General features: G+C 45.8%; 11 protein-coding genes. 8 read left to right on the top strand and 3 right to left on the bottom strand.

The window, feature by feature from the left end; genetic code table 11:
- Positions 1-11: 11 nt before the first annotated feature.
- Genes NFI80_RS12220 through NFI80_RS12210 form a run of 3 tightly spaced genes read right to left on the bottom strand, consistent with a single transcriptional unit; the run spans position 12 to position 3,542 of the window.
- Complete coding sequence (locus NFI80_RS12220; RefSeq protein WP_235162903.1) at positions 12-1,604, bottom strand: FMN-binding glutamate synthase family protein; 1,593 nt, start codon at positions 1,602-1,604, stop codon at positions 12-14.
- Between the two features lie 27 nt (positions 1,605-1,631).
- The gene (locus tag NFI80_RS12215; RefSeq protein ID WP_235162904.1) at positions 1,632-2,867 is read right to left on the bottom strand and encodes a 3-phosphoshikimate 1-carboxyvinyltransferase; all 1,236 of its coding nucleotides are present in this window, start codon (positions 2,865-2,867) and stop codon (positions 1,632-1,634) included.
- Positions 2,868-2,927: 60 nt separating this feature from the next.
- Positions 2,928-3,542, bottom strand: a complete 615-nt coding sequence (locus NFI80_RS12210) for a hypothetical protein (RefSeq protein WP_235158309.1) — start codon at positions 3,540-3,542, stop codon at positions 2,928-2,930.
- A gap of 226 nt (positions 3,543-3,768) precedes the next feature.
- On the opposite strand from NFI80_RS12210, the gene NFI80_RS12205 reads away from it, so the two are divergent.
- The 8 genes from NFI80_RS12205 to NFI80_RS12170 all read left to right on the top strand — a co-directional run bounded on the left by NFI80_RS12205 (position 3,769) and on the right by NFI80_RS12170 (position 12,423).
- Positions 3,769-4,848 (top strand): Ldh family oxidoreductase, encoded by a 1,080-nt coding sequence (locus NFI80_RS12205; RefSeq protein ID WP_235162905.1) that lies wholly within the window; start codon positions 3,769-3,771, stop codon positions 4,846-4,848.
- Between the two features lie 54 nt (positions 4,849-4,902).
- Positions 4,903-5,940 carry an endolytic transglycosylase MltG gene (mltG, locus tag NFI80_RS12200; RefSeq protein WP_235158310.1) on the top strand — a complete coding sequence of 346 codons (1,038 nt, stop codon included), beginning with the start codon at positions 4,903-4,905 and terminating at the stop codon, positions 5,938-5,940.
- Positions 5,940-6,353: an acyl-CoA thioesterase gene (locus tag NFI80_RS12195; RefSeq protein WP_233795717.1), complete on the top strand. Its 414-nt coding sequence runs from the start codon at positions 5,940-5,942 to the stop codon at positions 6,351-6,353. The genes mltG and NFI80_RS12195 overlap by 1 nt, the downstream gene beginning before the upstream one ends.
- A gap of 10 nt (positions 6,354-6,363) precedes the next feature.
- Entirely contained in the window at positions 6,364-7,287 is a 924-nt protein-coding gene (locus NFI80_RS12190; protein ID WP_235162906.1) for a YihY/virulence factor BrkB family protein, read from the top strand.
- 117 nt (positions 7,288-7,404) lie between these two features.
- The gene (locus tag NFI80_RS12185) at positions 7,405-8,397 is read left to right on the top strand and encodes a glycosyltransferase (protein WP_235162907.1); all 993 of its coding nucleotides are present in this window, start codon (positions 7,405-7,407) and stop codon (positions 8,395-8,397) included.
- 30 nt (positions 8,398-8,427) lie between these two features.
- Positions 8,428-9,054 carry an L-threonylcarbamoyladenylate synthase gene (locus NFI80_RS12180; protein WP_235158314.1) on the top strand — a complete coding sequence of 209 codons (627 nt, stop codon included), beginning with the start codon at positions 8,428-8,430 and terminating at the stop codon, positions 9,052-9,054.
- Positions 9,055-9,157: 103 nt separating this feature from the next.
- Positions 9,158-9,817, top strand: a complete 660-nt coding sequence (locus NFI80_RS12175) for a WbqC family protein (protein ID WP_256565290.1) — start codon at positions 9,158-9,160, stop codon at positions 9,815-9,817.
- A gap of 65 nt (positions 9,818-9,882) precedes the next feature.
- Complete coding sequence (locus NFI80_RS12170; RefSeq protein ID WP_235158316.1) at positions 9,883-12,423, top strand: ATP-dependent Clp protease ATP-binding subunit; 2,541 nt, start codon at positions 9,883-9,885, stop codon at positions 12,421-12,423.
- Positions 12,424-12,485 lie beyond the last annotated feature (62 nt).

Genomic DNA, 12,485 nt, shown 5'->3' with positions numbered 1-12,485 from the left:
TTCCTAAAAGGTTAAACCGTCTTTTCACCTGGAATCTTTCTGCCTCCCAGATGCGGACAATCGAGGAGCTCGCGAATGCCGGAATAGGGGACAATGGTTTTCATATAACCATAATTGTCTGCCAAAGTAATGGTTTTATTGAGATCGCCCATTGAAATATCAATATCATTCATTCCAAACTGGCAAGGATGCTCATAGCCCGTGGCGTGTGTGATTTCGATGATCTCTTTGGCCAGCGTGCTCATATAACTGTTGAAGCGCTCACTCTTTAATGTTGGATCAATGCCCGCTTCGAGCCATTTGTTGTTGGTGGCGATGCCGGTAGGGCAGCGGTTGGTATGACAGGTTTGTGCCTGAATGCAGCCGATTGACATCATTGCCTCGCGTGCCACATTGATGATGTCCGCACCCATAGAAAAAGCCATCACTGCCTGTGCCGGAAGGCCCAGCTTGCCCGAAGCAATAAACGTGATCTTGTCTGTTAGATTTCTCTTTTGAAATATTTTATAAACTGTGCTGAAAGCAAAAACCAAGGGCAACGAAACGTGATCGGCAAAAGACGGCGGTGCTGCACCCGTTCCGCCTTCACCGCCGTCAATGGCGATAAAGTCTGGGCCTTTGCCGGTTTCGACCATAATATCTGCTAATTCTTCCCACATATCGGTTTTCCCGACGGCTGATTTCAGCCCGACCGGCAAGCCCGTCGCGTCCGCCATGGCCTCGATAAAATCCACCATTTCCTTTACATTCGAAAATGCGCTGTGATAGGGTGGGGAAACCACGTCTTTGCCGATGGGTACGCCGCGGATCTCGGCAATCTCTGCCGTGATTTTACTCGCAGGAAGCACGCCGCCTTTTCCCGGTTTTGCACCTTGTGAAAGTTTAAGCTCGATCAATCGCACGAACGGGTTCTGCTGTGTCATTTTCACAAGCTTTTCCATCACAAAATTACCGTCATCATCCCGGACGCCGAAATAGGAGGTGCCCATGTTAAAAACCACATCTGCGCCAAACTTGTGGTAAGGAGACAGACCGCCTTCGCCGGTGTTATGGTAATTGCCAAATTGATACGAACCTTTATTCAATGATTCAATGGCCCGCGAGGAAAGCGAACCAAAGCTCATCGCGCTTACATTCACAATGGAGCGCGGGCGATAAGGGCGTTTCCGGTTATGGGATTGACCGATTACTTTGGCCGAAGGAATAGTATAATGATGCGGATCATTGCCATTCTTGATGTGATGGCTATGTGTAGTATCCAGCCGAAAAGGAAGCATTGCTGGTTTAATGAGCACATAACCAGGCTCTTGCATATTCTGGTCTGTGCCAAAACCCTGGTAATTATTTTCTTTTTTGGAAGAAGCGTAAATCCACGAACGCTGGCGCCTGTTAAAGGGCAGCTCTTCACGGTTGTTGGCCACAATATACTGCCGCAATTCCGGTCCGATCGTTTCCAGCATATAGCGGAAATGGCCTACCAATGGAAAATTATGCTGGATCGTATGCTTTCGCTGCAAAATGTCCCTGACGGCAATGATAACGGGAATCAGGATCAGGTATGCCCATATAGGGACAGCAGCAAAGAACGACGCAACGTTTTCCATGAATTGATGGGTTTAGTGAACGGAAGGTCAGACCTCTTCCCAGGTGGTTACCACCGCGAGATCCTTCCAGTAACCAGGATACGATTTTACGACCACACCCGGTTCTTCGATAATAATTGGCGAAACCATTCCGGCTGGCGCAAAAGCCATAGCCATTCGGTGGTCGTCATACGTGTGGATGGATGGCGTTTCTGCGGACTCAAAACCCGGAATCCGGGCGACTTCGTAGAGGTGGTCTTTTTCTATTTCCTTTAATGTGGCGCCCAGCTTCTGCAATTCCTGCTGTAAGGCAAAAACACGGTCTGTTTCCTTGATTTTGAGGCTTTCGATGCCGGTAAGGGACAAGGTGATGCCTTTAACGGCGCAACAAACTGCGACGGTTTGGGCAAGATCCGGGCAAGCGGTAAAATCCCAGCCTATGGATGCGGCAGGGGGAATTTTAGTTAAAAGAACCCCTCTTTCCGTGAAAACACTCTCGACGCCCAAATGACGCATAATGTCGACAATGGCGCTATCACCTTGCAAAGAATCTTTTTTCAGGCCCAGCAATTCCACTTCGGCATCATCAGCAAGCGCCACAATGCTATACCAGTAACTCGCTCCCGACCAGTCTGATTCGATGGCATAGGGATGCGGCTGATACTTGAACGGAGGAATTATAATGGTGTTTGTGTGCCAGTCTGCATGATAGTTGATACCAAAATGAGCCATTTGATTTAATGTCATTTCAATATAAGGCTTCGAACCAACTTCACCTTCCAGCTGTATTTTCAACCCACTGGGCAATCCCGGCGCTATTAACAGCAATGCTGAAATATACTGGCTGCTGACATCGCCGCGCATGTTGATTTCATTCTGACCGGAATAAGTGAAACCATTCAGTTTTAATGGCGGGTAACCTGTTTCTTTCTGATATTCAATGTCTGCACCTAAAATCCTTAACGCATCTACCAAAATGCCAATGGGTCTTTCACACATCCGCGGCGTGCCGGTCATGATTTTCGACTGACCCGTTACAGCAAAATAAGCCGTCAAAAAACGCATGGTCGTTCCCGCATCGATCACATCGGCAATGGGATCATTGGAGTTGAGCAATCTAAGCATGGTTTGTGAGTCCCTTGCTTCCGAAATGTTGGTGAGCTCGCATTCAAAACCGGTTAAGGCATTAATGATCAAAGCACGGTTGCATTCGCTTTTGGATGCTGCAAGCCGTATTTCTGCGCGTATGGATTTCTGGGGTGGGTGGACTAGAATGGATTTCACTATAAAGAATCAGATTAAGGAAAAATTGAAGGCATCGGCCTTCGGGTAATTCGGTAAGTATTAATATGTTTCCAGGACTTTCAGCTTATTCCTGCCGTTTATTTTGAGCGAGGAGAAAGTCAGTTTGTAGCAAACAAAACCTGCGGCAATGAACGCACCGCCCACAACAAGCGAAGATGCATCGGTTGTGAATCTTTTGTCATCAACGCCTTTGTTAAAAAAATCGGCACCCACATAAAGGAGGCCGGCCAGAGGCAGTAACGGTGCCAGCTGAGAAATGAACGGGATCCGTCGCGAAACCTTCATCAAACGAATATCTTTTAACAGGATTTCCTGATAATCCATCCTGCCAACTGCCTCATTGATAATGGCAATGCTAAAAGAGGAATCGCTGACGCTGGCTATGGTTTCGTTGAAACGGATGGTTTCATTGCGCATCCTGAACTTAATGTTGTCGCCGGGGAAAAAGCGGTATCTGTGAAAACCGCCGATTACCGGAGATGCATCCAGGACCAGATATTTTTGTCCGGGTGTGGCAATTACGCGGCTTGTATTGCCTTGTTTGATAAAAAGTTCTTCGCTTGAAAGTGCTTTTCTGGCATCATAATGGTCCTGCGACCATGCATGAAGACTCCCTGTGAGTAGAAAAATTGCGATAACGAAAAGCTGTCTCATAGCGTTAAAAGAATGTTTCAAATATAGGGAATCATTCTCTGAAACGGGCAAAAGTGTTGCATTGTTGCGCACATTTTAAGCGTAAACTAATCTTCGCCAGCGGTTTAAAATGCATTAATCTGCCCGTCTTACAGCACAGCTGAACAGATTTCCATGAAATATTGGACGATGCGAATTGAATTAGGATATTTGCGGACTTGAAAAGAAGTTCACTCATTTGACGTATATGTATCAGGCCAGTTATTTAAAACATTTCACGGAAGAAGTTTTTCTTGCCATCGGATGCTCGCCGGAAGAGGCGAAACTGGCTTCAACGGTTTTGGTAAGCGCCGATTTGCGTGGTGTTGACTCCCACGGCATTGCGCGTCTGGCAGGTTATGTGCGACTGTATGATCACGGAAGGCTTAATCCCACACCGGATGTAAAAGTTGTTTATGAAACCCCAAGCACAGCCGTTGTGGACGGCGATAGAGGCTTAGGTCTCGTTGTGGCCCCGAAAGCGATGGAAATTGCCATGGAAAAGGCCGAAAAAGTGGGTTCAGGCTGGGTTTCTGTCCGGAATTCAAACCACTTTGGCATTGCCGGATATCATGCGATGCTGGCTTTGGAAAAAGACATGATAGGCTGGACAATGACGAATGCTGCGCCGTTGGTAACGCCTACTTTTTCTTTGGATAAATTATTGGGGACCAATCCCATAGCCGTTGCTGTGCCTGCTCTGACGGAACCTGCATTTGTAGCAGATTTTGCTTCAACGGCCGTTGCTTACGGAAAATTTGAAATATTGCAGCGCAAAGGATTGCCTGCTCCGCTTGGTTGGGCGCAGGATGCGGAGGGGAACGCCACGACGGATTCCAATGCCGTGAAAAGTGGGGGCGGCTTGCTTCCGCTGGGCTCCGACCGCGAGCATGGAAGTCATAAAGGTTACGGACTTGGAGCCATTGTCGATATATTTTCGGGCGTGCTTTCGGGTGCTAATTTCGGCCCCTGGGTTCCGCCATTTGCAACTGCCGGATTCATGACTGCGCAGCAGGGTGTTGGTTTGGGAACCGGACATTTCCTGGGCGCCATGCGCGTGGATGGTTTCCGTCCTGCGGAGGAATTCAAGCACGATATGGACAAATGGATTAAAGCATTTCGCGGCGCCCGGGCTGTGGATGGACAAAAAGTGCTCATTCCCGGTGACCCTGAGCGTGAAAGTGAAGCGGAACGCAGCGTGAATGGCATTCATTTACTCGAACCCGTCGTTTTGTCATTACAGGAGTTGGCCAAAAGATTTGGCATACCCTTTGAAATCAATTTATAACATTAAACACAAAAGCCGACGGCCGCCTGCCGGAAGCCGATAGCCATATCACTTATGTCGCGTAATTTCAAAGTAGGGTTGTTTGTAACAATTGCCATTCTGACTACAACATTCACGTTTTATTTCTGGCAGATATTCAAAACGCCAAACCTGCAAGCGGATAAAGAGACAAGCTTTGCATTGCTTATTCCTGAAAACGGGACTTATAAAGGCGTGCTTGATTCGCTGAATAAGCATGACGTTATTAATGATCACATTTCATTTCAGTTTCTGGCAAAGCTTCTGAACTATCCTGACAAGGTAAAGCCGGGAAGATATGTCATTAAGCCGAAGTCAAGTAACTATACAGTGGTTAAAAAGCTTGCGGCGGGAAACCAGGATGCCGTGAAGTTGACTTTCAACAATATCAGGCTGAAAGAGGATCTTATCAAAAGAATCGGCAGTCGGTTTGAGTTTGGAGAAGAGGGTTTCAGAAAAGCATTGAACGATCCGGCCGTTTGCAATAAATACGGGCTGGATACACTGACGATCGTTTCCATGTTTTTACCAAACACTTATGAAATATACTGGACGACTGGCACGGAGAAATTCCTGGACAGGATGCACAGTGAGTATAAAAAATATTGGAATGAGGAAAGAACTGCAAAAGCAAAAGCCATCGGACTGACGCCTGAGCAGGTATCGATCCTGGCTTCCATTGTGGAAGAAGAACAAGCGCGGAAAGTAGACGAGCGGGCCAAAGTGGCAGGGCTTTACATGAACCGCCTGAACGCCCAGATGCCTTTGCAAGCCGACCCAACCATTAAATTTGCTTTGCAGGACTTCGCTATCAAACGGATTTTGAATGGGCAGCTTTCGATAAAATCTCCTTACAATACATATGTCAATGTGGGCTTGCCTCCCGGCCCGATCCGCGTTGCAGATCTTAATTCGCTGAATGCTGTGCTGAACTACGAAAAGCACGATTATGTATATATGTGTGCAAAGGCGGACCTTTCGGGTTACCATGCTTTTGCCACCAATTATTCGGACCACCTGAACAACGCAAGAATGTACCAGGCTGAGTTGAACCGACTCAAAATCATGAAATAATGTTCATTCACGAAGTTAAGGGCGTTCGGGTCCGGTATGCGGATACGGATCAGATGGGATATGTGTATTATGGAAATTATGCGCGCTATTACGAAATAGGAAGGGTGGAGGCATTGCGGAGCCTGGATTTTCATTATAAGGTGATGGAAGACGAAGGGGTTATGATGCCGGTTTACGAAAATCATTCTCGCTACATTAAACCCGCCCGCTATGACGATGAACTGAGTATCCGTGTTATTTTGCAGGAAATGCCGGGCATAAGGGTCGTTTTTCATTATGAGATCCGTAACCAGCTGAATGTGCTTCTTAATACGGGCGAAACGACACTGGTGTTTCAACGACGCGACAATGGAAAGCTTTGCGTGGCCCCGGAAAAGCTCCTGAATAAGCTGAAACCGTATTTTGCAATTTAAATAACTGCCTATGCTTGAGAAACTGTTGAAGAACCGTCATGTGAAGCGGCTAATTGTCTGGTTGCAGGAGACCGTTTTTCTGGGCGGGACAGTTTCTCTGTACGAAATTCTGGTGAACCTGGTAAGGAGCAACCGGAAATACGACATTGACCAGCGCGCTTCCGCGGTTGCTTACAGCCTTACGCTGGCGGCTTTCCCGGCCATTATCTTCCTTTTTACATTAATTCCGTACATTCCCATCGAGCACCTGGATCAGCAGATCATGGAGCTGCTGCGTGAAAATATTCCTAGCGGCATTTACGAAGATGCAGACCAGACGATCATGGACATTATCAGCAGGCCCCGGAAAGGCGTGCTTTCGTTCGGTTTTATTTTTGCCATGATCGCGTCGACGAATGGAATGATGTCTCTGATGCGGTCATTTGATATGGTGTATGATGACAATGATACGCGTGGTTTTCTGAAACTGCGCGGCATTGCTACACTGCTCACATTGCTTTTGATCCTCGTGCTTTTCCTGTCTGTAATCCTGCTGATCGTGGGCGATGCAGTGATGAATATTCTGAGCGATTGGAACATTTTGCGCGACACCTGGATGATCAGTTTGCTGAACATTACCCGTTATCTGATCAGTTTTGGCTCCCTGATGCTCACGATTTCGATGATTTACAGGTTTGCACCCTCGCATGGAAGGCAATTCAGCTTTATCAACGCCGGCGCTGTCATTGCTTCTGTGCTGATCCTTTTTGCTACTTACGGTTTTTCGTTTTATTTGTCCCGTTTCAGCTCCTATAACAAACTTTACGGCTCCATAGGAACCATGATTGCGTTAATGATCTGGCTCTATCTGCTAGCCTTCGTGATCATTCTCGGGTTTGAAATCAATGCGGGAATTAACACAGCAACCAGGGCCAAAGCCATCTCCAAACGCTGACCTACCGCAAACTAACTACTTTTCTGACATCGCCTCAATGTTGCTAGTTTTGTTCTTTACGGCTTCATTAAGAACTAAAAAAGTGGCTGAACGGCCTGAATTGCCCTTCGTGTTGAGATGAAAGAAAAGGAGAATCCATTGGTGACTGTTATCCTGACAGCCTATAATCAGGAAAAATACATTGGCGACACACTCGCATCGGTCTTTGACCAAACTTACCCCAACCTCGAACTAATTGTCATCGACAATGCCAGCGCCGACGATACGCTGGCGGTCATCCAGACTTTCAAAAACCCATCCCGGAATTTTTCATTGGTCAAAAACAGAAAAAATTCCGGCTTGTGCGCCGCCTTTAATTACGGGCTATCCATTGCAAAAGGTAAATATGTGATCGACCTTTCGGGAGACGATGTGCTGATGCCCGATCGCATTGAAAAACAGGTGGCAGCTTTTGAATTGCTGCCGGAGAATTATGCGGTGATTTTTTCCAATGCGCAATACATTGATCCAGCCGGAAAAAAGCTTGGTAATCATTATGCAGTGGATGCGCATGGCAGCGCGGTCAGGCCGATCCCCTCGGGTGATGTATATAAGAATGTACTGGAACGTTACTTCATCTGCACGCCTACCATGATGATGCGTACGAGCACGATGCTTGAACTCGGCGGCTATGATGAGACGCTTACATTTGAGGATTTCGACTTTTGGGTGCGCTCGGCTGCCAAATTCCAATACTTTTATCTGGATGAAATTCTTACCCAAAAGCGCATCGTGCCTTCATCCCTTTCTTCCATGGTTTATAAAAAAGGAAGCGGCATGTTAGCCTCCTATTACGCAGTCTGCAACAAAGCTTACGACCTGAACAGGGATCAGCAGGAATTCGATCTTTTGGCTGCACGCATCCGTACATTTATCAGAAAATGCTGGTATGCACAAGAATATGAACTTGCAGTTCGTTTTCGGGTTTTGCTGAACTACATTGAGAATCCGGGATGGCAAACCGAGCTTGTTGTTTTAATGTGCAGACTTCATCTTCCTGTTAATTTTGCCTATCTTTTTTATATCAAAAACTTAAAAAAAGCGCTTGGTCAGGAAGGTTTTAGCTTTTAGGATTGTTATTTTAAAAAGTTATTATTGCCTATGCCTGCTGAGTTTATAAAAATTTACCCGCAAAATCCTGACGAAAGAAGAATCCGCCAGGTCGTGGATGTGCTTAGAAATGGTGGTCTGGTGATTTATCCTACCGACACTGTCTACGGGCTCGGATGCGATATTTACAATTCCAGGGCCGTCGAGAAAATCGCCCGTATCAAAGGGATCAAGCCGCAGAAAAACGATTTTTCCTTTATCTGCTACGATCTGAGCCACATTTCAGATTTTGCCCGCGTCGATAATTCCGCATTCAAAATCATGAAGAGGGTTTTACCGGGTCCATACACATTCATTCTAGAAGCCACCAGCGCGGTTCCAAAACTTTTAAATACCAATAAAAAAACGGTTGGAATCCGTGTCCCGGACAACAACATTGCCCGCCTGATCGTGAAAGAGCTCGGTAATCCCATTGTCACGACTTCTATCAAAGACGACGATGAGATCATCGAATATTCTACTGATCCTGAGCTGATTTATGAGAAATTCCAGCACCAGGTGGACATTGTTATAGACGGCGGATATGGCGGGAACATTGCTTCGACGATCGTGAAATCGGACAGTGACGGATTCGAGATCATCCGGGAAGGGCTGGGCGATACGAGTATGTTTTTATAGGCCGAAATTGTAATGTTTTAAGTTCGTATGGTATAATGCTATCCGGGCAAAATATTTATTATAAATTTTTTGATAATATGGTGAGGCTTTAGCATATTTGATAGTGTCAGAAATTGAGAGTAACAGTAAGGAAATTAGCGGAATACGGATCGAGTTACAGTATTTGCCTTGTATAGCGTATTTTACAAGTTTATTAATGTACGACCGTATTTATATTGACATTGAGGAACGGTACGTAAAGCAGACCTATCGAAACAGATGCAGTGTACTAACTGCTAATAAAGTAGACCAGCTGACAGTTCCGGTTCAGAAGTACGAGACAGCCGCCCCCACGAAAGACATTAAGATCGACTACGGCCAGGATTGGCTCCGCCGTCACTTAGGCTGCCTGCAATCAGCTTACGGAAAATCACCGTTCTACGAGTTTTACGCCCCGGAGCTTTTGCAGATATACGACAAAAAATTAGCTTATCTCGTCGATTTGAATTATGAATTATTGACAATTTGTCTTAGATTGGTAGGAGTTAAAAAGGATTTACAGTACAATTTGTCAGGTTTGGAAATGGAGGAGAGCAGCGTTTTTAATGCTATTTCCCTCATTAACAATAAGAAAAGCGACTTTTCACCCGAATATTATAAGCCAGAGCATTATTACCAGACATTTGGGAATGATTTTGTAAGTAACTTGAGTATTATCGATTTACTATTTAATATGGGGCCGGAAGCAAGGAGTGTTTTGTTAAGATCCTGTAAGTTCCAGTAAAGCTATTTTGAACAAACGAGGATCAAGTAGCGTTTAGAATATTAAACACTTTTTATTGCTGCATAATGGAAGCAAAATTTTCGAATAGAGTGAAAGAAGTAATCACGATGAGCCGGGAAGAAGCCCTTCGCCTCGGTCATGATTACATTGGAGCAGAGCATTTGTTGTTAGGAATGATTCGTGAAGGAGACGGCGTGGCGATTGGCTTATTAAAGAAGCTTGGCGTTTCACTGGACGATGTCCGACAGACCATTGAGCAGGCAACAAAGGGCGCAGCGACCAATAACGTTAAGAATTTACAAAATATACCCCTGACAAGACAGTCGGAAAAAGTTTTGAAAATTACCTATCTGGAAGCCAAAATTTTTAAGAGTAATTTGATCGGGACAGAGCATTTGCTGCTTTCGATTTTGCGTGATGAAGATAATGTTGGCACCCAGATTCTTCATAAATTTAATGTTAACTACGAAGTCATCAAAGAAATGTTAGAATATCAATCATCAGGATCCAAACCTCACATGGGGCCGGAGACCGAAGACGGAGATGATGAAGCAAGAGGAGGCATGTTCGGAGGAGGAAGCGGCTCTGCATCTGGTAAAGAATCGAAAGGAGCAGAGAAATCACGGACTCCGGTGTTGGATAACTTTGGACGCGACCTGACCAAAATGGCTGAGGTTGGTAAACTGGATCCGATCGTTGGACGTGAAAAGGAGATCGAACGTGTAGCCCAGATCCTTAGCCGTCGTAAAAAGAATAACCCGATCCTTATCGGTGAGCCCGGTGTGGGTAAAACTGCGATTGCGGAAGGTCTTGCACTAAGAATTGTTCAGAAAAAAGTGTCGCGCGTGCTTTTCGGAAAACGCGTTGTTACATTGGATCTGGCTTCTCTGGTTGCAGGAACAAAATACCGCGGTCAGTTTGAGGAAAGAATGAAGGCTGTAATGAATGAACTGGAAAAATCCCCGGATGTGATCCTTTTCATTGATGAGTTGCACACGATTGTAGGCGCAGGTGGCGCTTCCGGTTCGCTGGATGCTTCCAACATGTTCAAGCCTGCATTGTCACGTGGAGAAATCCAGTGTATCGGTGCTACGACATTAGACGAATATCGCCAGTATATTGAGAAGGACGGTGCATTAGCACGTCGTTTCCAGATGGTGATGGTGGATGCCACTTCGATTGAAGAAACCATTCAGATCCTTGAAAACATTAAGGATAAATACGAAGATCACCACCATGTGAACTACACGCCTGAATCGATCAGCACGGCTGTTAAGCTTTCTGAAAGATACATTACAGATCGTTTCTTGCCGGATAAGGCGATCGACGTTCTGGACGAAGTAGGAGCTAGGGTTCACATTAGCAACATTACAGTTCCGGAAGACATTCTCGTTCTTGAAGAGCAGATTGAAAATATCAAGCAAGAAAAGAACAGGGTAGTTAAGAGCCAGAAATACGAAGAAGCGGCACAACTGAGAGATCGTGAGAAGAAATTGATCGATCAGCTTGACCGTGCGAAACTGGCTTGGGAAGAAGAAACCAAACAAAAGCGTTACACCGTAACCGAGCATAATGTAGCCGAAGTGGTAGCGATGATGACGGGCATTCCGGTAACGAACGTTTCCATGGACGAAGGCAAGAAATTGCTGAACATGGCTGACGAACTGAAAGCAAAAGTTATCGGCCAGAACCCGCCGATTGAAAAGCTTGTGAAAGCTATTCAGCGCACGAGGGTAGGTTTGAAAGATCCTAAGAAACCAATTGGATCATTCATCTTCCTAGGGCCAACGGGTGTAGGTAAAACCGAGCTTGCAAAAGTGCTTTCCACTTATCTGTTTGACAAAGATGATTCTTTGGTTCGGATCGATATGAGCGAATACATGGAGAAATTCAGCGTATCGCGTTTGGTAGGAGCCCCTCCGGGATATGTGGGTTATGAAGAAGGTGGTCAGTTAACTGAAAAGATCAGACGGAAACCTTATAGCGTAGTCCTGCTGGATGAGATCGAAAAAGCGCACCCGGATGTGTTCAACATTCTGCTGCAAGTGCTTGACGATGGAATCCTGACAGACGGTCTGGGACGCAGAGTGGATTTCAGAAATACGATCATTATCATGACTTCCAACATTGGAGCGCGTGACTTGAAGGATTTCGGATCCGGAATCGGTTTCTCTACGAAAGCAAAAACAGAAAATCAGGATGACATTATGAAAGGCACTATTCAAAGTGCACTTCGTAAAGCATTCTCTCCTGAGTTCCTGAACCGTTTGGATGATGTGATCGTGTTCAACTCACTGCAACGTGAAGATCTGCACAGAATCATCGACATTTCGCTGGGTAAATTGTTTAACCGTGTGAAAGGTTTGGGTTACGAAATAGAATTGACAATTCCTGCGAAGGACTTCCTGTCGGAAAAAGGTTACGATCCGCAATACGGAGCGCGTCCTTTGAACCGGGCGATCCAGAAATATCTCGAAGATCCCGTAGCAGAGGAAATATTGAAAGGCGATTTGCGCGAAGGCGATGTGCTGGTTGCCAATCACGAAGAGAACAGTGAACAACTTGTTATCAGTGTTCGTAAAAAAGAAGAAGAGCTTGCCAACTAATCGGCGGATCTTTTAAAGTAACAATGCTTGAAGAGGCGGGTCATTTGATCCGCCTCTTTTTT

The sequence above is a fragment of the Dyadobacter chenhuakuii genome (assembly GCF_023821985.2).
Taxonomy (GTDB): Bacteria; Bacteroidota; Bacteroidia; order Cytophagales; family Spirosomataceae; genus Dyadobacter; species Dyadobacter chenhuakuii.
Note: the sequence above shows the minus strand (reverse complement) of the source record. Positions and strands in the feature narration are given on the sequence as shown.

Bases quoted from the DNA above. Each gene is read 5' to 3' on its own strand.
- NFI80_RS12170 (WP_235158316.1), top strand. From the start codon at position 9,883: ATGGAAGCAAAATTTTCGAATAGAGTGAAAGAAGTAATCACGATGAGC.
- NFI80_RS12195 (WP_233795717.1), top strand. From the start codon at position 5,940: ATGTTCATTCACGAAGTTAAGGGCGTTCGGGTCCGGTATGCGGATACG.
- NFI80_RS12220 (WP_235162903.1), bottom strand. From the start codon at position 1,604: ATGGAAAACGTTGCGTCGTTCTTTGCTGCTGTCCCTATATGGGCATAC.
- NFI80_RS12190 (WP_235162906.1), top strand. From the start codon at position 6,364: ATGCTTGAGAAACTGTTGAAGAACCGTCATGTGAAGCGGCTAATTGTC.
- mltG (WP_235158310.1), top strand. From the start codon at position 4,903: ATGTCGCGTAATTTCAAAGTAGGGTTGTTTGTAACAATTGCCATTCTG.
- NFI80_RS12185 (WP_235162907.1), top strand. From the start codon at position 7,405: ATGAAAGAAAAGGAGAATCCATTGGTGACTGTTATCCTGACAGCCTAT.
- NFI80_RS12180 (WP_235158314.1), top strand. From the start codon at position 8,428: ATGCCTGCTGAGTTTATAAAAATTTACCCGCAAAATCCTGACGAAAGA.
- NFI80_RS12210 (WP_235158309.1), bottom strand. From the start codon at position 3,542: ATGAGACAGCTTTTCGTTATCGCAATTTTTCTACTCACAGGGAGTCTT.
- NFI80_RS12205 (WP_235162905.1), top strand. From the start codon at position 3,769: ATGTATCAGGCCAGTTATTTAAAACATTTCACGGAAGAAGTTTTTCTT.